Raw genomic sequence first — 20,280 nt, 5'->3', positions numbered from 1 at the left:
AGCCCGTGATGTTCCGCGATGGCGTGAGTGGCACGAGCATCAACAAGGTCGAGGGTGACGGATCCACCGGTGAACGAGCCGTCACCACCTGGGAACGCGAACGCGGCCCGGATGCCCGGGCGCAGAACGGACGCGTTAGGGGACGAACACGGGTACAGGGAAGGGCGCGGGACAACGCGGGCGCGGGACGCAAGGCGGGCCTGAGCCGCACGGTCGAACTCGGCGCGAGGGGGAAGGCGGACGCGGAACGCACCACGGCACTCGACGCGCGCGGCACGGGCACCGGGCACGGGCGCCACCCGAAGGCGCCGGGGCCGTCCGGAGACACGGGCGCTGCCCGCGGGATTGGGTGTAGGGCGGGTCAGAGGGTGGCGAGGTCGGTGAAGTAGGCGGGGTAGGTCTTGGAGACGCAACCGGGGTCTGTGATCTCGATGCCGGGGGTTCGGAGGCCGATCAGGGAGAGGCTCATCGCCATGCGGTGGTCCTCGTAGGTGGCGAAACGCGTCGGCTTCGGGGTGCCGGGGTGGATGGTGAAGCCGTCGGTGTCCTCGACGGCGTCGATGCCGGCGCGGCGGAGCTCTGTCACGACGGCGCCGATGCGGTCGGTCTCCTTGCCGCGGATGAAGCCGATGCCGCGGACCCGGGTCGGGGAGTCGGCGAAGACGGCCACGGCCGCGAGAGTCTGCGCGGTGTCCGAGATATCGGCCATGTCGACGTCGACGCCGTGTAGGCGGCCGGAGGCACGGACGGTCAGCGAATCCGTGGTACGGCTCACCGAAGCGCCCATCCGTTCGAGGACGTCGGCGAACCGTACATCTCCTTGAAGGCTCTCCGCGCCCAGACCGGAGACGGTGACCTGACCGCCTGTGATGGCCGCCGCACCGAGGAAGTAGGAGGCCGCACTGGCGTCGGGCTCGATCGCGTAGCGGGCGGGCCGGTAGCCGCCGGCCGGAACGGTCAGCCCGTCGACGGTGACGCCGAACGCCGCCATCACCGCCTTGGTCATCTCCACGTAGGGCACCGAGACCAGCGGCGACGTCAGCGAGACGGCCAGCCCGCCGGCCATCAGCGGCCCGGCCATCAGCAGCCCGGAGAGGAACTGGCTGGAGATGTGGCCGCTCACCTCGACGGCTCCGCCGTGGGCGGGCCCGGTGACGGCGGCCGGCAGGAACCCGGGGTTGCCCAGCTCCTCGACGCCGGCGCCGATCTGCCGCAACGCGTCGAGGACCGGCCCGAATGGCCGGGCCCGGAGCTGCTCGGCGCCGTCGACGACGGTTCGTCCGTGCAGGAGGGCCGCAGCGGGCAGGATGAACCGCGAGGTGGTGCCGGACTGGCGGGCGTCGATCGTGCCGGCGCCGCCCGCGACGGCCGGGTCGATGCCCGTGACCGTGACCGTGCAGGCCTGCTCGTCGGCCTCGACACCGGCGCCGAGCGCGGCCACGGCGCCCATCATGGCGCGGGTGTCGTCGGCGAAGAGGACCCCGGTGAGCGTGGACGTGCCGGGTGCGAGCGCGGCGCAGAGCAGCGCCCGGTTGGTGATGCTCTTGGAGCCGGGCGGCCGGACGGTCGCGTCGACGGGTGCGGTCAGCGGTTCGACGAGCAGCACGTCAGGCATGCGCCCATCCAAACAGGCCGACGGCCCGCCCCCGGAACCGGTGACGGGCCGTACCAAGCAGTGGTCAGACGACGACGCTGACCAGGCGGCCCTTCACCACGATGACCTTCTTGGGCTCCTTGCCGGCCAGCGCCTCGGCGACGGCGGCCAGCGCGGCTGCGCGTACCTCGTCCTCGGGCGTCTCCGGGGAGACCTCGACCCGGCCGCGGACCTTGCCGTTGACCTGCACCGGGTAGGTGATCGCTTCGGCGACCAGCTGGGCCGGGTCGGCGACCGGGAAGGCCGTGTACGCCAGCGAGCCCTCGTGGCCCAGCTTGCCCCACAGCTCCTCGGCCAGGTGCGGCGCGAACGGCGAGATCATCAGCACCAGCGGCTCGATCGCCTCCCGCGACACCGTCCCCAGCGGGGTCAGCGTGTTGGTCAGCTCGATCAGCTTGGCGATGGCCGTGTTGAACCGCAGTTCCTCCAGGTCCTCGCGGACCCCGGCGATGATCCGGTGCAGGACCTTGCGGGTCTTCGGGTCCAGCGGCTCGTCGGAGACGCGGACGGCGCCGGTCTCCTCGTCGACGACCAGGCGCCAGGCACGCTGCAGGAAGCGCTGCGAACCGACGACGGCGCGCGTCTCCCACGGACGGGAGACGTCCAGCGGGCCCATCGCCATCTCGTACACCCGGAACGTGTCGGCGCCGTACTGCTCGCACATCTCGTCGGGGGTGACGACGTTCTTCAGCGACTTGCCCATCTTGCCGTAGCTGCGGGTCACCTGCTGGTCGCCGAACCAGTACTTGCCGTCACGCTCGACGACCTCCTCGGCCGCCACGTAGACACCACGGGCGTCCTGGTACGCGTACGCCTGGATGTAGCCCTGGTTGAACAGCTTCTTGAACGGCTCGAACGACGAGACGTGGCCCAGGTCGAACAGCACCTTGTGCCAGAAGCGGGCGTACAGCAGGTGCAGGACGGCGTGCTCGACGCCACCGACGTACAGGTCGACGCCGCCCGGGTCGCCCTCGGAGCGCGGGCCCATCCAGTAGGCCTCGTTCTCCGGGTCGACCAGGGACTTCTCGTTCTTCGGGTCCAGGTAGCGCAGTTCGTACCAGCAGGAGCCGGCCCACTGGGGCATGGTGTTGGTCTCGCGGGTGTAGGTCTTCGGGCCGTCGCCCAGGTCCAGCTCGACCTGCACCCAGTCCTTCTTGCGCGACAGCGGCGTCTCCGGCTCGGAGTTCGCGTCGTCCGGGTCGAAGGTGCGCGGCGAGAAGTCGTCGACGTCGGGCAGCACCACCGGCAGCATCGACTCGGGCAGCGCGATCGGCAGGCCGGTCTCGTCGTAGACGATCGGGAACGGCTCGCCCCAGTACCGCTGGCGGCTGAACAGCCAGTCCCGCAGGCGGTAGGTGGTCGCGCCGCTGCCCTTGCCGTTCTCCTCCAGCCAGGTGATCATCGCGGCCTTGGCGTCGTCCTTGTTCAGCCCGTTCAGGAAGCCGGAGTTGATCACCGCGCCGTCGCCGACATAGGCGCCCTCGAAGCCCTCGGGCGTCTCGATGGTCCGGATCACCGGCAGCTCGAACACCGTCGCGAACTCGAAGTCACGCTCGTCGTGCGCGGGCACCGCCATGATCGCGCCGGTGCCGTAGCCGGCCAGCACGTAGTCGGCGATGAACACCGGCACACGCTCGTCGTTGACCGGGTTGATCGCGTAGGCGCCGGTGAAGACGCCGGTCTTGACCTTGCCGTCGGCGGTCCGCTCCTCCTCGGTCTTCGCCGCGGCGGTCGCCCGGTAGGCCGCCACCGCCTCGGCCGGGGTCGCGTGGCCACCGGTCCAGACGTCGTGGGTGCCCTCCGGCCAGACCGCCGGCACGATCGAGTCGACCAGCCGGTGCTCCGGGGCCAGCACCATGTACGTGGCGCCGAACAGGGTGTCCGGGCGCGTGGTGAACACCCGGATGTGACTGCCGTCGATCGGGAAGTCGACGTGGGCGCCACGGGACCGGCCGATCCAGTTGCGCTGCATCAGCTTGACCGGCTCGGGCCAGTCCAGCGCGTCCAGGTCCTCGACCAGGCGGTCACCGTACGCGGTGATCCGCATCATCCACTGCTTCAGGCTGCGCTGGAAGACCGGGAAGTTGCCCCGCTCGGACCGGCCGTCCGGGGTGACCTCCTCGTTGGCCAGCACGGTGCCCAGCCCGGGGCACCAGTTGACGGGCGCCTCGGAGACGTACGCCAGGCGGTGGTCGTCGATCACCTTGCGCTTCTCGACAGCGGACAGACCGGCCCATTCAGGACCACGAGCGCCTGATTCGTACGAGTCGATCAGCTCTTGAATGGGTCTTGCCTTGCCCACTGAGGGGTCGAACCAGGAGTTGAAGACCTGCAGGAAGATCCACTGGGTCCAGCGGTAGTACTCCGGGTCGGTCGTCGAGAACGAGCGCCGGTCGTCGTACGCCAGCCCCAGCCGGCGCAGCTGATGCCGGTACCGCTCGACGTTCGCCGCGGTGGTGACCGCCGGGTGCGTGCCGGTCTGCACCGCGTACTGCTCGGCGGGCAGGCCGAACGCGTCGAAGCCCATCGGGTGCAGCACGTTGTAGCCGGCCTGCCGCTTGTACCGGGTGTAACAGTCGGTGCCGATGTAGCCCAGCGGGTGCCCGACGTGCAGGCCGGCGCCGGAGGGGTACGGGAACATGTCCTGCACGTGCAGCTTCGGAGCGCCGGCCCGGGGATGCTCGGGGTCGGCCAGCTCGCCGGCCGGGTTGGGCGCGTGGAACGTCCCGTTCGCGTCCCAGTGGTCCTGCCAGCGCCGCTCGATGTCGCCGGCCAGCGCGGCGGTGTAACGGAAGGGCGGGGTCTCGGTCTCGCTCATCTTCACCATCTCGTCTCGTCTTTATTTCGGTCAGGAGGCTCCGAAGGGCACAAAAAAGCCCCTCGCACAGGAGGGGTTGCCGTGCCTGGTCCGCGTCGGGTCAGCGGATCAGCACGGCTGGCTAAGGAGCAGAACGAACCGAGCCATGCGTGGATGATACCCCCCGTTCGTCACGGACGGCGACCGGTATGGCGGGCGCGTGACATACTCCCGGCTGTCCACAGGCGACCGGCCTGGGATGGCGGATGGCCCGAGTTCGTCCGAATACCCCTCGATCAGGCCTTTCGGCGTTGCGCGCGGACGGGGCTAACCTGTGGGGACGGGCAACGAGCGCCGGAGGCCCACGGCCGCTGGGCGCCCGCGACCTTACGGTGCCCTTGACGGTGGGTGATCGCCGCCTTACGGGGGTAGACACGTTTTGGAGGAGGCCCGTGACAACGCCGACCTGGGGTGAGCCGTCAGGCCCGCTGACGACCGCCGAGTTCCGCGCCGCGGCCCAAGCCATCATGGCCAATATCGAGCAGGTCATCGAGGGCAAGAGCGCGACGGTCCGGCTGGCGCTCGCGGTCCTGATCGCCGAGGGCCACCTGCTGATCGAGGACGTGCCGGGCGTCGGCAAGACGAAACTGGCCAAGGCGCTGGCCCGCTCGATCGACTGTTCGGTGCGGCGCATCCAGTTCACGCCCGACCTGCTGCCCAGCGACGTGACCGGCGTCAGCGTCTACAACCAGGAGACGCGCGACTTCGAGTTCAAGCCGGGCGCGGTCTTCGCCAACCTGGTGGTCGGCGACGAGATCAACCGGGCCTCGCCGAAGACCCAGTCCGCCCTCCTGGAGTGCATGGAGGAGCGGCAGGTCACGGTCGACGGCACGACGTACGAGCTGCAGGCGCCGTTCATGGTGGTGGCCACGCAGAACCCGATCGAGATGGAGGGCACCTACCCCCTTCCCGAGGCGCAGCGCGACCGGTTCACCGCCCGGATCGCGATGGGCTACCCGGACCCGCGGGCCGAGCTGGCCATGCTGGCCGGGCAGAACGATCACGACCCGCTGAACGATCTGCGTGCGGTCACCGACGCGGCCACGGTCCGGCGGCTGATCGAGACGGCCCGCGCGGTGCACGCCGCCGACGCCGTGCAGCAGTACGCGATCGCCCTGGTCACCGCGACCCGGGAGGCCCCGGAGATCCGGCTCGGCGCGTCGCCCCGGTGCACGCTGCAGCTGATCCGCACGGCCAAGGCCGTGGCGGCGCTCGAGGGCCGCGACTACGTGCTCCCCGACGACCTGCAGGCGCTGGCCGTGCCGGTCCTCGCGCACCGCATCATCCCGACCGCGGACGCCCAGCTCAACCGGCGTACCACGGATGCCATCGTCTCGGAGATCGTGCACCGGCTGCCACTGCCGCACGCCCGCAATCCCTACGACACCCGGGACGGCCGCGCCTCGTACGAGTCCCGGGGGCGATGAGCATGCGGGAGGCGCTGCGGGGACTCACCACGCGCGGCCGCTCGTTCCTGGCCGCGGCGATCGCCGCCGCGGTCTCCGCGCTCATCCTCGGCGAGAGCGACCTGCTGCGGGTGGCGGTGCTGCTGGCCGTGCTGCCGCTGCTGGCCGCCTGGTATGTCGGGCGCAGCCGGTACAAGCTGGCCTGCACCCGCTCGCTCGAGCCGGCCCGGACACCGGTCGGGTCCAGTGCGCGGGTCATCCTGCGGCTGCAGAACCTGTCCCGGCTGCCCACCGGCACCATGCTTCTGGAGGACCGCCTGCCGTACGCGCTGGGCAGCCGCCCCCGGGTCGTGCTGGAGCGCCTCGGTGCGCACCAGGCCAGTTCGGTGGCGTACACGGTGCGTGCCGACGTGCGCGGCCGCTACCCGATCGGCCCGCTGATGGTGCGTCTCACCGACCCGTTCGGGCTGTGCGAGCTGACCCGGTCGTTCCCCAGCGTCGACCGGCTGACCGTGATCCCGCAGGTGTTCACGCTCCCCCGGGTGCGGCTCGCCGGGGAGTATGCGGGGACCGGCGAGAGCCGTGCCCGCTCGGTGGCGGTGCACGGCGAGGACGACGCGGCCACCCGGGAGTACCGTCGCGGCGACGATCTGCGCCGGGTGCACTGGCGGTCGACCGCCCGTACCGGTGAGCTGATGGTCCGTCGCGAGGAGCAGCCCTGGGAGAGCCGGGCCACGGTCGTGCTGGACACCCGGGCCTTCGCCCACCGTGGCGAGGGCCCGACCGCGAGCTTCGAGTGGGCCGTCTCGGCGGCCGCCAGCATCGCCGTCCACCTGCGTGAGAGCGGCTACAAGGTGCGCCTGGTGACCGGCTCGGGCACCGACATCGACGCGATCGAGGGCGGCGGCGAGGGCCTGATCCTGGACACTCTGGCCGACGTCAAATCCGACCAGGCCAGCGACGTCTCGGTGCTGATCGAGCACGTCCGGCGGCGCAACGACGGAGGTCTGGTGATCGGCCTGTTCGGCGCGCTGACGGTGGCCGAGGCGGAGCTGCTCAGCGGCCTGCGCGGCAACGGCGCCTCCTGCATCGGCTTCGCGATCGACACCTCCACCTGGGTGCCGTCGGGCGTCGCCGAGGCGGAGCGGGAGCACGCGGCCGCGTCGCTGGCGCTGATCCGGGCCGGCTGGCGGTCGGTTCCGGTGACGCACGGCGACACCCTGGCCGCGCTCTGGCCGACGGTGGCCCGCGGGTCGCAGGGCTTCGCCTACCGCGCCGCGATGGCGGAGACGACGGTCAGCGGGGTGACCCGATGACCGGGCGCCGCCGTCTCGGCCTGGTGGCCGCGGGGGCCACGCTTCTCGCCGCCGCACCGCTCACCGCGATCTTCGAGTCGTGGACCTGGATCGCGCAGTGCGTGCTCGCCGTGGCGCTGATCGAGGGCGCCGCGGTGACCACCCGGACGTTCCGGTTCCCCACGTGGGCGCAGGCCGCCGGCATGACGCTGGCCCTGCTCCTCGCTCTGACCTGGATGTTCTCGAGCGGTAAAGAGATCATCGTCCCGACTCCGGACACCTTCGCCCACTTCGCGGAGTTGCTCCGGGAGGCCGGGGAGGACACCCGCTCCTTCGGGGTGCCGGTTCCCGACCGGGACGGTCTGCTCTTCGTCGCCGTCCTCGGCGTCGGCGCGGTCACCATCGTGGTCGACCTGCTGACCGCGGTGTTCCGCCGGCCGGCCCTGGCCGGCCTGCCGATGCTCGCCATCTACTCGATCCCGGTCGCCGTCTACACCGACAGCGTCCCGGCGATCCCGTTCGTCATCGGCGCGGCCGGCTTCATGTGGCTGCTCGTCGCCGACAACGTCGACCGGGTGCGCCGCTTCGGCCGCCGCTTCACCGGCGACGGGCGCGACGTCGACGTCTGGGAGCCGTCCCCGCTGGCCGCGGCCGGCCGGCGGATCGGCGTGGCCGGCATGCTCGTGGCCGTGGTGCTGCCGCTGGCCGTGCCGACCGTGGAGGGTGGCCTGCTCACCCAGCTCACCCAGACCGGCTCCGGGACGGGCCCGGGCAACGGCAACGGGACCGGCGGGAAGATCAACCTGTTCGCCTCGCTCAGCGGCCAGCTCAACCACACCACCACGATTCCGCTGCTCAAGGTCACCACCGACGAGCCCGAGCCGTTCTACCTGCGGTTCGCCATCGCGGACGTGCTCAACGCCAACGGCTTCGGCAACGAGTCGCCCCGGGGCAGCGGGCTCGGCCTGGGCCTGCCCGATCCACGGCGACAGGCGGCGACCCGCCTGAGCAGCTACACCGAGCACCGTGCCCGGGTGGAGATCACCAAGGATCTCCAACAGAACATGGCGCCGCTGTACAACTACGCCATCGGGGTCGACAACCTCAACGGCTCGTGGGCGTACGACCAGAACCAGCAGGTGCTCTACTCCAGCCGGACGACCACCCGCGACCAGGCGTACGACGTCACCTACCTGCGTGCCCGGTACACCGCCGAGGAGCTGAGGCAGGCACCGACGCTCTCACCGAACGACGCGCTGATGGCGTACACCGCCACTCCCGGCGACGCCACGGTCGAGACCGAGGTGGCGCGGCTGACCAAGGGCAAGAACACCGATTACGACAAGGTCCGGGCGATCTACAACTGGTTCTCCAAGGACAACGGCTTCCAGTACAGCCTGGCCACCCAGACCACCGGCAAGGCCTCGGAGATCGCCGACTTCCTGACCAGCAAGACCGGGTACTGCCAGCAGTACGCGGCGGCGATGGCCTGGATGGTCCGCGCGGCCGGCATCCCGGCGCGGGTGGCGTTCGGCTTCACCCGCGGCACCCCGGCCGGCAACGGCGTCTACACGATCACCAACCGCAACGCCCACGCCTGGACCGAGGTCTACTTCCAGGGCTTCGGCTGGGTGCCGTTCGACGCCACCCCGGCCGCCGGGGTCACCGGCTCGGCCCGCTCCGGCTCGAACTGGGCGCCGGACGTCGACCGGCCCACGCCGACCGCGTCCACCTCGACGGGCCCCGGCGCGGTCGCCCCGGACTCCTCCGGTGACCCGGGCGCCGCCAACGGCCCCGACAAGTCCGGCGTCGGCGAGGATCAGGCCGGCACCACCGGCCCGGCCCCCGAGACGACCGACTGGACCGGCCTGTGGATCGCCGCGGGCATCGCCCTGCTGCTGGCGCTCCTGCTGGTCCCGGCCCTGCACCGGGTCCTGGTGCGGCGTCGACGGCATGCCGCCACGGTCCCGGAGGCCCCGGTGGTGCTGTCGGCGGAGGGCATCACCGACCTCACCGTCACCGCCGAGACCGGGCGGGCCCGCGATGACGCGCACGCCGCGTGGGACGAGCTGATCGACTCGATGGTCGACTTCCAGGTCCTGGTCGACCCGACCGAGACGCCACGGGTCACCGCCCAGCGCCTGGTCCGGGACCTGTCCCTGACCGGCGAGCCGGCCGACGCGGCGACCCTGCTGGGCACCGCCGAGGAACGCGCACGCTACGCCCGGCAGCCCCTCCAGGGCGCCGAGCTGACGTCGGCGCTCCGCCGGATCCGCTCCGGCATGTCCGGCTCGGCCTCCCGTCGGACCCGCCTCCGCGCCACCCTGCTGCCGCCGTCGGTGCTGCTCAGCTGGCGCCTGGGCATGTCCGAGTGGTCCACCCGGACCGCGGAACGCCTCGCCGGCCTCCGCGAGTCCATGACCCGCTTCAACCCCCGCCGCCTACTCACCCGAACCCGCTGACCCTTCCGGTCCGCTGCCGGCGATGGGCGCCGTCTTCCGTGACGGCGTCCATCGCTTTTCTCGTACGGCCACCCCGCACCGCAAATCCGGGTCGTCCCGTCCTACCACGCGACGTCGGCCCTGCTCCCGGCCGAAACGCGAGCGCCGGGCCCATGCGGTGGTCCCGGCCAAGACCCACCGTGCCCCGAGCCGATCCGTCCCCCCGCGCCGCCGCACGCCCCGCACGTCCCCGCCCGCCTCGCACCCCGCGCACCCCGCACACCCCGCACCCCGCACCGCGCGCACCCCGCGCACCCCGCACCCCGCGCACCCCGCACCCCGCGCACCCCGGGCACCCCGCGCACCCCGCGCACCCCGCACCCCGCGCACCCCGGGCACCCCGCTCACCCCGCGCACCCCGCACCCCGCACCCGCACTCCGCGCACCCCGCGCACCCCGCGCACCCCGCGCGCATCCCCAAGAGAGGGTCTGCACGGGCTACATGGAAAACGGCCATCGAAGCGCCATTCTGTTGATTGTCCTGTCCGCAGCCCGACCCGATCGGCGGGCCGGGTGGGCACAGCGCCCCGCGCCGGGGCGGTCGGCGTCCTTGACCGGAGCGGCCGGCGCGGTCGGTGTGCCCGGTGCCGGGACAGGGTTCAGCCACCGCCTGTACAGGGGCGGCGAGAACGGCCGGGATCCGGCAGCGGATATGAGTGTCGTCCCGGCATCGACCCCGACTTCGAGAGCTTCGCCGGAGACCTTCCGGGATCAAGTTTCCGCTGCCCGCGGGAGGTCTGCTCAGGGGTCGCCGACGTCGGGATGCCGATGTCCGCGACACCTCGTGTGGTTGATCTTCTGCGTGGCCGCCTGCGGTAATGGGCGCACACGTAGCGGTTGCGTGTGCGCTGGTCATCGTCCAGGCGGTGATGAACGTCCACGATCGGGGTTTCGTGTGCGCGGGTCGTCGTGGGGGCGTGGGTGGGGTCGCACAATCGGTGTTCGTGTGCGCCTGTCATCGCGGCGGCGAGGCGGGAGCACCGGTGGCCAATCCCCGGACCAATGCATCGGCGGTTTCCGGCGACGCATACCAATGCGTCGGCGGTTTCCGGCGACCTCACGACCGGGCTGAGGTACAGCTGGCCGACGGCGGCGCGGACCCTCCAAAAGGTGATCTAGTGCGATGACCACCAACCTTCGCGGGGTCGAGGGCACGCCCCTGGGCCGATACTAGATCGCCAACCCCGTCAACGTTCCTGGTCATCGCCCTAGCCATAAATGCACAAGATCGCAGCACGGGCCAGGAGACAATACGGTCGCAGTGGGCATTACGGACGCGACAGAGACCACGTCCGGCGGCACGGGGTCAGGGGCACCAACGCAGGCGCAGCAGGCATTGCGGACGCGGTGGAGAATCGGGCGCGGAGGGACAGGCGCGGACGAAGACGTTGGTCGGCGACACAGCACGGACGCAGAAGCAGCACGGACGCAGAAGTGAGGCGACGCGAAAGCGGGGCGGCGACGCCGCGCGAACATGCGGAACAGCAGATACAACCCGACATGCGGAACAGCGACACCGCGCGACATGCGGGACGGCGGACGCAGCGCGATGTGCGGGACGGCGGGTGCAGCGGGCGCTTGTGGGGCGGCCGGGGCATGCGGGAGCACGACGACAGCGGCCCGGGCAAGCGGGAGCACGACGAACGACGGCCCGGGCAAGCGGAAGCACGACGAACGACGGCCCGGGCAAGCGGAAGCACGACGAACGACGGCCCGGGCAAGCGGAAGCACGACGAACGACGGCCCGGGCAAGCGGAAGCACGACGAACGACGGCCCGGGCAAGCGGAAGCACGACGAACGACGGCCCGGGCAAGCGGAAGCACGACGAACGACGGCCCGGGCAAGCGGAAGCACGACGAACGACGGCCCGGGCAAGCGGAAGCACGACGAACGACGGCCCGGGCAAGCGGAAGCACGACGAACGACGGCCCGGGCAAGCGGAAGCACGACGAACGACGGCCCGGGCAAGCGGAAGCACGACGACGGCGGCCGGGGATCGGCCGCCGTTCGTCGGGAGCCGGGTCAGGGCCGGCTCGGCTGGGTCAGCGATGCCCCTCCGGGCGCTGACGCCAACGGTCCTCGAGGCGTTCGAGGAAGCCGCCGCTCTTGCGGCTCTGGCGGGTGCGTCGGGACGCTGTACCGCCGACGGATTTCAGGTCGGGCGTCTGGGTGCGGCGGCGTGACTGCATGGCGAAGGCCGCCGATCCGAGCATCACGACGAATCCGGCAACGCCGAGCGGCGTGTTCTGGCTGACGGCTCCGTAGACGAGCAGTGCCAAACCAATGACGATCACGAACGCGGCGACGAGAAGCCGGCGCCGTGCGTGGAAACGCGGGTCGCTGGCCCGCACAGCCGAGGCGAACTTGGGGTCCTCGGCAAGCGACCGCTCGATCTGATCGAACAGCCGCTGCTCGTGCTCCGAGAGCGGCACGGCATTCCTCCCCGGGCGCATGTCCGGCCCCGTGGTGGGGTCGGGGTGGTGCAGGTGTGATGATGCGGGGCAGCCGTCGGCTGCCTTACCACGCAAGTCTACGAGCGGCTTGGCGGGTCGGAAAGCGGGACGACCGCCGAGTGCGGGTGATTTTCCATGTCCGGAAGATCGGTTCGTCCCAAAAGACCGATCACCCGGCCACACAACGCGTCCGTCACCGCAGCATGTGGCCCTGATCACGCGCCGTGAGCTGCCTCAACACATGATCGGCAGAGTTGCTGCCGGAAGGCGGACAAATCGACTGACGCAAATAGATCTTATCGGACGATCAACAGCGGTACGGTCATCTCGGCCGCCGTGACCGACCCGTGGTAGGCCACCAGCTGCCCCGCCATCGGCGGCTCCCAGGCGGACGCCACCACGACCGCCCGGTTCAGGCAGAGGACCACGAGGTCCCCGATCCGGTCCTTGTGCGCCGGGGCCACCGGTCCGTACCACCCCTCGGCGATCGCCTCGTCCCGGCGCATCACCCGGGCGTCCGCGCCGAGCACGCCCTGCCAGGTGGCCTGCACATCGTCCAGCGCCCCGTCGAGAACGTGCAGGTAGCGGGCCCGCGGCTCGCCGGAGACCCCGGCCAGTCCGGCGGCGAGTGGGCCGGTGGACAGGTCGTACCGGTCGGTGGCGGGCACGTTGAGCTGGCCGTGGTCGGCGATGACCAGCAGCGCGGCGGTCGGCGGCAGCTCGTGGACGAGACGGTCCAGGATCGCGTCGACACCGCGGGCCGCGTCCTGCCAGGCGGATGAGGCCACCCCGTACTCGTGGCCGGCCTTGTCGAGGTCGGGGTGATAGCCGTAGACCAGGCCGGGCCCGGAGCGCAGCGCCGCCAGCATGCCCTCGGCGACGGCCGGCCCGTCGTCGGCCACGTGATAGCGGGCGCCCCGGTGGGCCGCGACGCTCAGCCCGCTCCCCCGGTAGAGAGAACGGCTGACCAGGGTGACGGCGACCCCGGCGGCCGCGGCGGTCTCGAAAGCGGTCGGCAGAGGCTGCCACTGGTACGGATCGGGGTCGTCGCCCCAGTGGATGTGATTGAGCGTCCGCCCGTCGGGCCGCCGGACGGTGAAGCCGAGGATCCCGTGCGCTCCCGGCGGTGCGCCGGTGCCGACGGTCACCAGGCTGACCGGGGTGGTCGACGGGAACCCGGTGGTCAGGGTCGGGCCGGAGAGGGACGCGAGAGTCGGCGCGAACGGCGCGGCCGTCGGCAGCTGGTACGCCCCGAGGCCGTCCACCAGCAGCACTCCGATCCGGTCCACCCCGGCCAGCCGCTCGCCGAGGCCGAGGACGTCCGGTGCGCCCGGCACCCCCAGGACGGCGGACACGCTCGGCATGACGTCGGCCAGACTGCCGGCGCCGTACGCGGGCGTCACCGTGCGGAACGCCTCCGCCGGCAGACCGTCCTCGGGAACGGGCGGCAGCACCCGCCCACCCGGAGCCGGCGCGAAGCCCGGCGAGGCGGGGAGGGGCGGGTCCGGGCGAGGCGCGCCGGGGTCGCTGGTCACGACAGCCCCGGGACGACCCCGCTGAACGGGCGCCGGGCGAACAGGTGCAGCTGGGACGCCACATCCCGGAACGGCGCACGGTTGCTCAGCGCGAGCTCGAGCTCGAGGACGGCCTGCGGGTCCTCCTCGAGCACCGTGGCGGGCAGGAGATCGGCCACCACGCGTACCCCCTGGGTGTCCTCGACCTGGAGCCCCGCGGCGGTGAGCAGATCGGTGGCGCCCGTCGCGTCGTAGCGGCGCAGCAGCGTGTCGCGCGGCCCGGCCCGGCCCGCCGGATCGGTGACCAGCGCGGAGGCCGCCTTGAGGTGCCCGTTGACGGCCCGGCCGAGGATCGCCGCGGCCCGGCCGGCGACCAGGACGCTGACCGCGCCGCCCGGCCGGAGCGCGGCGGCGATCGCGGCGACCACGCGGGACGGGTCGTCGACGACCTCGAGGACCGAGTGGCAGAGGATGAGGTCGGCGCTGCCCGGCTCGACGAGGGAGGCGAGCGCGTCGCCGTCGCCCTGCACGGCCCGGACCCGGTCGGCGACTCCCGCGTCGGCGGCCCGGCGGGTGAGGGCGGCGAGCGCGTCGGGGCTGGCGTCGATGACGGTGACGGTGTGGCCGCCCTCGGCGAGTGGCACCGCGAAGCCGCCGGTCCCGCCGCCGACGTCGAGCACCGTCAGCTCGCGGCCGGCCTGCCGGTCGAGCTCACGCCGCAGCACGGCCCAGACCGCGGCGGTGCGAGCCGTGACGTGCGGGCGGCCGGTACGCGCAGAAGTTTCCACGCGAGCAGCCTATCGGCGACGTCCATCTAAAAGTCGAAGAGGACACCGGTGGCGCGGGTCATCTCGCAGCTGTTGCCGAAGGTCTGCCGCCACTTCACCGCCTTACCTCGCCAGGTGCCTTTCACACTGGCCGTGACGGGCTGGTAGAGCAGCATGCAGAGCGAGTCGCCGCCTTTCAGCTTGGCCGGGTTGCCACCGATACCGCTCAGGGTGGCGCAGGCCTGATCGGCTTTCGGGTGGCCGCCGCCGGCGGGAGCACAGGTGAGCTTCACCGACCTGGTCTCGTAGGCGAGCGTGAGTTTCGACGGACCGGCAGCCGTCGCCGGTCCGGTCGGTCCGGCCAGCACGGCGAACGCTGTGGCGAGACCGATCATCGTACGGATCATGATGCACCCCCGGATGACTTTCGCAGTGCACCGTACACCGCCAAAGGTGCAAATCACCGGAAATCACGGGATGTCGTGGTAACTGGTGGGGACACCGCGTCGAGCCGGTCCGCGATCAGGTTGAGCACCCCCTCCACCTTCTCCAGCCGCCCCCGCACCAGCAGCGCCACGCTGGTCCGGGCCACCCGCCGGTAGCGCAGCCACAGCCCGGGCGAGCAGGTCACGTTCAGCATCCCGGTCTCGTCCTCCAGGTTCACGAAGGTCACCCCGCCGGCGGTCGCCGGCCGCTGCCGGTGCGTGACGATGCCGCCGACCCGCACCCGGGTACCGCCCTCCACCCCGGCCAGCTTCTCGATCGGCAGCGCCCCGGCCCGGTCCAGCTCGGCCCGCAGGAACCGCGCCGGATGCGTCTCCGGTGACAGCCCGGTCGCCCACACGTCCGCGACCAGCACGTCCACATCGCTCATGCCGGGCAGCGTGGGCGCCTCGACGCCGGTCACCGTCCCCGGCAGGCGGTCCGGTTTGTCCTGGGCGGCCGCTCCCGCGGCCCAGAGCGCCTCACGGCGCGACAGCCCGAAACTCGCGAAGGCGTCGGCGGTGGCGAGGGCCTCCAGATGGCCGGCAGAGCATCCGGTACGCCGTGCAAGATCCGTCATCGACCGATAAGGGCCATGGTCACGCCGTTCCCGCTCGATCCTCGTGGCGAGGTCGTCACCGATCGTGCGAATGCGGGCGAGCCCCTGCCGGACCGCCGGGCCGCCGAGTCCCCACGTGTGCGGGGGCTCCCCCGGCTCGCTGCGATGCCGGGTCTGCGGTGTCGTCTCCAGCGTCGCCGCCGCGTCGCTGCGGTTGATGTCCGGCCGCCGCACCTCGACCCCGTGCCGCCGCGCGTCGTCGACCAGCGTCTGTGGCGAGTAGAAGCCCATCGGCTGCGCGTTGAGCAGGGCCGCGCAGAACGCCGCCGGGTGGTAGCGCTTGAGCCAGGCGCTCGCGTAGACCAGATAGGCGAAGCTCATGGCGTGGCTCTCCGGGAAGCCGTAGCTGGCGAACGCGGAGAGCTTCACGAACAGGTCGTCGGCCAGCGCTCCGGTGATCCCGTTGGCGGCCATCCCCTCGTACAGCCTGTTCTTGATCCTCTCCATCCGCTCCATGGAGCGTTTCGAGCCCATCGCGCGCCGCAGCTGGTCGGCCTCCGCCGGGTCGAAGCCGGCGACGTCGATCGCCAGCTGCATCAGCTGCTCCTGGAAGAGCGGCACCCCCAGCGTCTTGGCCAGGGCGTTCGCCATCAGCGGGTGCGGCACATCCGGTTTCTCCAGACCGTTCTTCCGCCGGATGTACGGGTGAACCGAACCGCCCTGGATCGGCCCGGGCCGGATCAGCGCCACCTCGATGACCAGGTCATAGAACTCGTGTGGCTTGAGGCGGGGCAGCGTGGCCATCTGCGCGCGGCTCTCCACCTGGAAGACGCCGACCGAGTCGGCCCGGCACAGCATCGCGTAGACCTCGGGGTCGTCGAGCGGCATCGTCCCGATGTCCAGCTCGTCGTGGATCATGTCGTACGCGTAGTGCAACGCCGACAGCATGCCCAGCCCGAGCAGGTCGAACTTGACCAGGTCGACGGCGGCACAGTCGTCCTTGTCCCACTGGAGCACGGTGCGGCCCGGCATCCGGCCCCACTCGACCGGGCAGACCTCGATGATCGGCCGGTCGCAGATGACCATGCCACCGGAGTGGATGCCCAGGTGGCGGGGAAGTCCTGCACCTCGTTCGCCGCCGCGACGACGCTGTCCGGGATGTCCTCGCCGGCCGCCACGTCGCCCCACCGGTCGATCTGCTTGCTCCAGGCGTCCTGCTGGCCCGGGGAGAACCCGAAGGCCCGCGCCATGTCCCGCACGGCCGACCTGGGACGGTAGGAGATCACATTGGCGACCTGGGCGGTGTGCTCCCGGCCGTATCGACGGTAGACGTACTGGATGACCTCCTCGCGCCGGTCGGACTCGATGTCCACGTCGATGTCCGGTGGGCCGTCCCGCTCCGCCGTGAGGAACCGCTCGAAGAGCAGCCGATGCTTCACCGCGTCGACATTCGTGATGAACAGCGCGAAACAGACCGCGGAGTTGGCGGCCGAGCCCCGCCCCTGGCAGTAGATGTCGTTGGCCCGGCAGAACCGGACGATGTCGTACACCACCAGGAAGTAGCCCGGGAAGCCCAGCTCCTCGATCATGCGGAGCTCGTACTCCAGCTGCTCGTAGGCCTTGGGATCGTCCCGGTAGCGGACCGCGGCGCCCCGCATCGTCAGCTCCCGCAGCCAGCTCATCTCGGTGTGGCCGGGCGGCACCGGATAGTCCGGCAGCCGGGGCGCCACCAGATCCAGGCTGAAGGCCAGGCCGTCGCCGTACATCGCGGCGTTCTCCACGGCGCCCGGATAGTCGGCGAACCGGCGGGCCATCTCGTCCCCGCTGCGCAGGTGGGCGGCCCCGGCCGCGGGCAGCCAGCCGTCCATCTCGTCCAGGCTGCGACGGGCCCGGACCGCGGCCAGGGCGGTCGCCAGCCGACGGCGCGACGGGGTCGCGTAGTGCACGTTGTTGGTGGCCACCACCTCCAGGCCACGGCTGCCGGCCAGGTCGAACAGGACGTCGTTGCGGTCGCCGTCGTACGGGTCGCCGTGATCGGTCAGCTCGACCGCCACGTTCGGGGAGCCGAAGCCCGCCACGAGACGGTCCAGCTCGTAGGCCGCTGCGGAGAGGCCCCCGTGGCCAGGGCCAGCGGGACCGGGCCCTTGCGGCAGCCGGTCAACACCAGGACGTGATCGCGCAGCAGCTCGGCCGTCTGCTCCAGACTCCCGTAGTCGGGGCGGCCCTTCTCCCCGCCCCGGAGCTGCGCCTCGGAGATCACCCGGGCCAGCCGGGCATACCCCTCGTGACCGTGCGCCAGCGCCAGCAGATGCGGCCCCTCGGGGTCCGGCTCACCACTGCGCGGACGGGTCAGACCCAGCGACAACTCGGCGCCGAAGATCGTCGGCAGCTCCAGCTCCCGGGCGGCCTGCGAGAACCGGACCACCCCGTACAGGCCGTCGTGGTCGGTCACCGCCAGCCCGGTCAGCCCCAGCCGCGCCGCCTCCTCGGCCAGCTCCTCCGGGTGACTCGCGCCGTCCAGGAAACTGAAGTTGGTATGGCAGTGCAGTTCGGCGTACGCCGTCCGGCTCTCCGACCGCACCAGGCCCGGCGCGGCCCGGTACGGCTCCCGCTTCCGTGACCAGGCCGGCGAGTCCCCGCCGTCGCCGTCGATCGCCAGCGGATCCACCACGGTCCGCCCCGACAGTGCCCCCTCCAGCTTCGACCAGGGGATGTCCGGATTATTGAAGCCCATCGGCGCAGTCCTCAGTCATAGATCGCCTCCACCATCCAGTGACCGCCGGCCAGCGACAGCAGCAGCGCCCGGCCGTCCTCCAACAGCATCTGGAACCGGGCCCGCCGACGCGCCTCGCCCGGCGCCCACCAGCGCTCGTCCACCGGCCACGGACCGGCCCAGCCGATGATCGCCACCGGCTGACGGCGGTCGATCCGCAGCGTGGCGGGGACGCCGGTCACCTCCAGGCGGGCGCTCACGCCGACCGGGGCGCCGGCCTCGTCGTACACCGCCGCAGGCAGCGGATGCGCCGGCACCACCGCCGGTGCGGGCCGCGGCAGCCGCCCCGGCCACGGTGGCAGCGGCGCCGGACGGGCGGCTTTACCGCGCCGCCGCTTCCGGCCCACCTCGATCATGGTGAAGCCGGCGGCCGTCCGTTCCTCACTCCCCGCCCCCAACAGAGGAACGGTGTCGATCCCCGGAATCGGCTCGGTCTGGTCCGCGGCCGGCCGCTCAGGCTCCCGCTCGTCACCCCACGGCACCAGCCGCACCTGATCGTCCGGCGACCGCCCGCCACCGAGCACCGGCGTCAACACCGACTCCGGCCCCAGCAGCCCCTGCACCCGGCTGAACGCCCGATGCGCCCGCTCCCGCCCGGCTCCCGTCTCCCCCCACAGCCCCGGCTGCAGCCCGACATGCGCCAGCACCCCGTCCGGCACCAGCCGCAGCCGCACCAGCCCCGCCGTGGGCTGGGCCACCCGCCCGCGCCGGGCCCCCGTCAGCCATCCGTCCAGCTGCCATCGCACCCGCTCGGCGATGGCCGCGGACGTCAGCATCCCGTCGTGCCGCCACACCCGGACCAGCTCCTGCCCGTCCGCGGTGACCGCCTCGATCCCGAGCCGGGTGCACGCCAGCCCGTGCGCGGCGAGCCGCTCGTGCAGCCGCTCAGCCAGCACCCGCCCGGCGAACGCGGCCACGTCCACCCGATCCAGCGTCTCGTCGTAGGTCTCCTCGACCGCCAGGTCCGGCGGCGGCCGACGCACCGCGAGCGGCCGGACGTCCCCACCCGACGCGAGCCGGTGCGCCAGCGCCCCCTCGAACCCGAACCGGGTCAGCACATCCCCCGGCGGCAGCGCCGCGAAATCCCCGAGGGTCACCACCCCGAGACGCTTCAGCAGGTCGGTGAGCTGGGGTTCTTCAAGAGCATCAATGGGTACGGGTGACAGGAACGCCCGGCTGCCACCGGCTTCCACGACTCGCCCGGTACGCGCCGCGATCCCGGCCGCGAACACCCCGTCCGCGATCCCGATCTGGCTCTCCACCGCACAGGCCAGCGCCACCTGCTCGACGACCCGCTCCGCCGCGGCCTCCTCCCCGCCGAAGTAGCGCGCCGGCCCTCGTACCGCCGCCGCGCACACCCCCGGCCGCAGCACCTCGACCCCCGCCACCACCTCTTCGACCGCCGCCACCACCGGCTCGAACGCCCGGGCATCCCGCCCGGGATCGTGCTCCACGACCACCAGTCGCGGGCAGCGCCCCTGCGCCTCCCGCCGCCGGAGCCCCCGCCGAACCCCCTCCCGCCGGGCGGCCTCGGAACAGGCCAGCACCCGATTCCCGGCGAACACCGCAACCGGCTCCGAAGCCATCACCCCGACCACGATCTCCGCGGCGACGACAGGCCAGTCCGGACACCAGACCAGCAACGTACGAATCCCCGCCTCCACCTACATCCCCTCCCCCTCGGAAGGTGGCGGGCCCTCCCCCTCGAAAGGTGGCGGGCAGATCGACAGCCCTCGCCCCGGCACGGAGGCCACCCGGCCCCGATCGCCGGACGAGGCCGTGGAGCCGACGGCAGTCCCGGGTTCCCCCGGCGCCGACGGGCCACCGGCGATCACCGGCCGGGCACCCCCCGATCCGCCATCGACCCGCGAAGGAGCCGCCCCCGATCCGTCACCACCGGCCCGTGCGGCCCCGCCGCCGGCCCGATCCGCCTTTTCGCCGGCCCACTCCGCCTTGTCACCGGTCCTCGGCAAGCGCGACCCAGAACCGTCACCGCCAGCCAGATCCGTCCTGCCGC

At 72.1% G+C, this 20,280-nt stretch carries 10 protein-coding genes and 1 pseudogene; 3 read left to right on the top strand and 8 right to left on the bottom strand.

All coding sequences use genetic code 11. From position 1 onward, the window contains the following. Positions 1-361: 361 nt before the first annotated feature. Both aroA and leuS read right to left on the bottom strand, forming a co-directional pair. The gene (gene aroA, locus ACQPZW_RS08140) at positions 362-1,615 is read right to left on the bottom strand and encodes a 3-phosphoshikimate 1-carboxyvinyltransferase (protein WP_433794212.1); all 1,254 of its coding nucleotides are present in this window, start codon (positions 1,613-1,615) and stop codon (positions 362-364) included. Positions 1,616-1,679: 64 nt separating this feature from the next. Continuing rightward, a complete protein-coding gene (gene leuS / locus ACQPZW_RS08135) occupies positions 1,680-4,481 on the bottom strand; it encodes a leucine--tRNA ligase (RefSeq protein WP_433794211.1) in 2,802 nt (933 codons plus the stop codon). Positions 4,482-4,903: 422 nt separating this feature from the next. Between leuS and ACQPZW_RS08130 the strand changes: the two genes are divergently transcribed. Genes ACQPZW_RS08130 through ACQPZW_RS08120 form a run of 3 tightly spaced genes read left to right on the top strand, consistent with a single transcriptional unit; the run spans position 4,904 to position 9,674 of the window. Continuing rightward, a complete protein-coding gene (locus ACQPZW_RS08130) occupies positions 4,904-5,938 on the top strand; it encodes an AAA family ATPase (RefSeq protein ID WP_433794210.1) in 1,035 nt (344 codons plus the stop codon). Positions 5,939-5,940: 2 nt separating this feature from the next. Next, positions 5,941-7,233 carry a DUF58 domain-containing protein gene (locus ACQPZW_RS08125; RefSeq protein WP_433797469.1) on the top strand — a complete coding sequence of 431 codons (1,293 nt, stop codon included), beginning with the start codon at positions 5,941-5,943 and terminating at the stop codon, positions 7,231-7,233. Beyond that, positions 7,230-9,674 (top strand): transglutaminase TgpA family protein, encoded by a 2,445-nt coding sequence (locus ACQPZW_RS08120; RefSeq protein WP_433794209.1) that lies wholly within the window; start codon positions 7,230-7,232, stop codon positions 9,672-9,674. Before ACQPZW_RS08125 ends, ACQPZW_RS08120 begins: the two co-directional genes overlap by 4 nt. A gap of 2,082 nt (positions 9,675-11,756) precedes the next feature. Here the strand turns inward: ACQPZW_RS08120 and ACQPZW_RS08115 are convergent. The 6 genes and pseudogenes from ACQPZW_RS08115 to ACQPZW_RS08090 form a co-directional block, all read right to left on the bottom strand. Beyond that, positions 11,757-12,146 carry a DUF3040 domain-containing protein gene (locus tag ACQPZW_RS08115; protein WP_433794208.1) on the bottom strand — a complete coding sequence of 130 codons (390 nt, stop codon included), beginning with the start codon at positions 12,144-12,146 and terminating at the stop codon, positions 11,757-11,759. 317 nt (positions 12,147-12,463) lie between these two features. After that, positions 12,464-13,702 carry an alkaline phosphatase family protein gene (locus ACQPZW_RS08110; protein ID WP_433794207.1) on the bottom strand — a complete coding sequence of 413 codons (1,239 nt, stop codon included), beginning with the start codon at positions 13,700-13,702 and terminating at the stop codon, positions 12,464-12,466. Then, complete coding sequence (locus ACQPZW_RS08105; RefSeq protein WP_433794206.1) at positions 13,699-14,469, bottom strand: methyltransferase domain-containing protein; 771 nt, start codon at positions 14,467-14,469, stop codon at positions 13,699-13,701. The genes ACQPZW_RS08110 and ACQPZW_RS08105 overlap by 4 nt, the downstream gene beginning before the upstream one ends. Positions 14,470-14,495: 26 nt before the next feature. After that, complete coding sequence (locus ACQPZW_RS08100; RefSeq protein WP_433794205.1) at positions 14,496-14,843, bottom strand: SSI family serine proteinase inhibitor; 348 nt, start codon at positions 14,841-14,843, stop codon at positions 14,496-14,498. 65 nt (positions 14,844-14,908) lie between these two features. Next, positions 14,909-18,224 (bottom strand): annotated as a pseudogene (locus ACQPZW_RS08095) (error-prone DNA polymerase). A gap of 11 nt (positions 18,225-18,235) precedes the next feature. Continuing rightward, positions 18,236-19,915 (bottom strand): DNA polymerase Y family protein, encoded by a 1,680-nt coding sequence (locus ACQPZW_RS08090; protein ID WP_433797467.1) that lies wholly within the window; start codon positions 19,913-19,915, stop codon positions 18,236-18,238. Positions 19,916-20,280: the final 365 nt, after the last annotated feature.

The organism is Actinoplanes sp. CA-252034 (assembly GCF_050956125.1).
Lineage (GTDB): Bacteria > Actinomycetota > Actinomycetes > Mycobacteriales > Micromonosporaceae > Actinoplanes.
This window is presented reverse-complemented; position numbering and strand designations above follow the sequence as displayed.

What these genes read in the sequence shown, in the direction of transcription:
- aroA (WP_433794212.1), bottom strand. Translation starts at nt 1,615, where the DNA reads ATGCCTGACGTGCTGCTCGTCGAACCGCTGACCGCACCCGTCGACGCG.
- leuS (WP_433794211.1), bottom strand. Translation starts at nt 4,481, where the DNA reads ATGGTGAAGATGAGCGAGACCGAGACCCCGCCCTTCCGTTACACCGCC.
- ACQPZW_RS08125 (WP_433797469.1), top strand. Translation starts at nt 5,941, where the DNA reads ATGCGGGAGGCGCTGCGGGGACTCACCACGCGCGGCCGCTCGTTCCTG.
- ACQPZW_RS08100 (WP_433794205.1), bottom strand. Translation starts at nt 14,843, where the DNA reads ATGATCGGTCTCGCCACAGCGTTCGCCGTGCTGGCCGGACCGACCGGA.
- ACQPZW_RS08120 (WP_433794209.1), top strand. Translation starts at nt 7,230, where the DNA reads ATGACCGGGCGCCGCCGTCTCGGCCTGGTGGCCGCGGGGGCCACGCTT.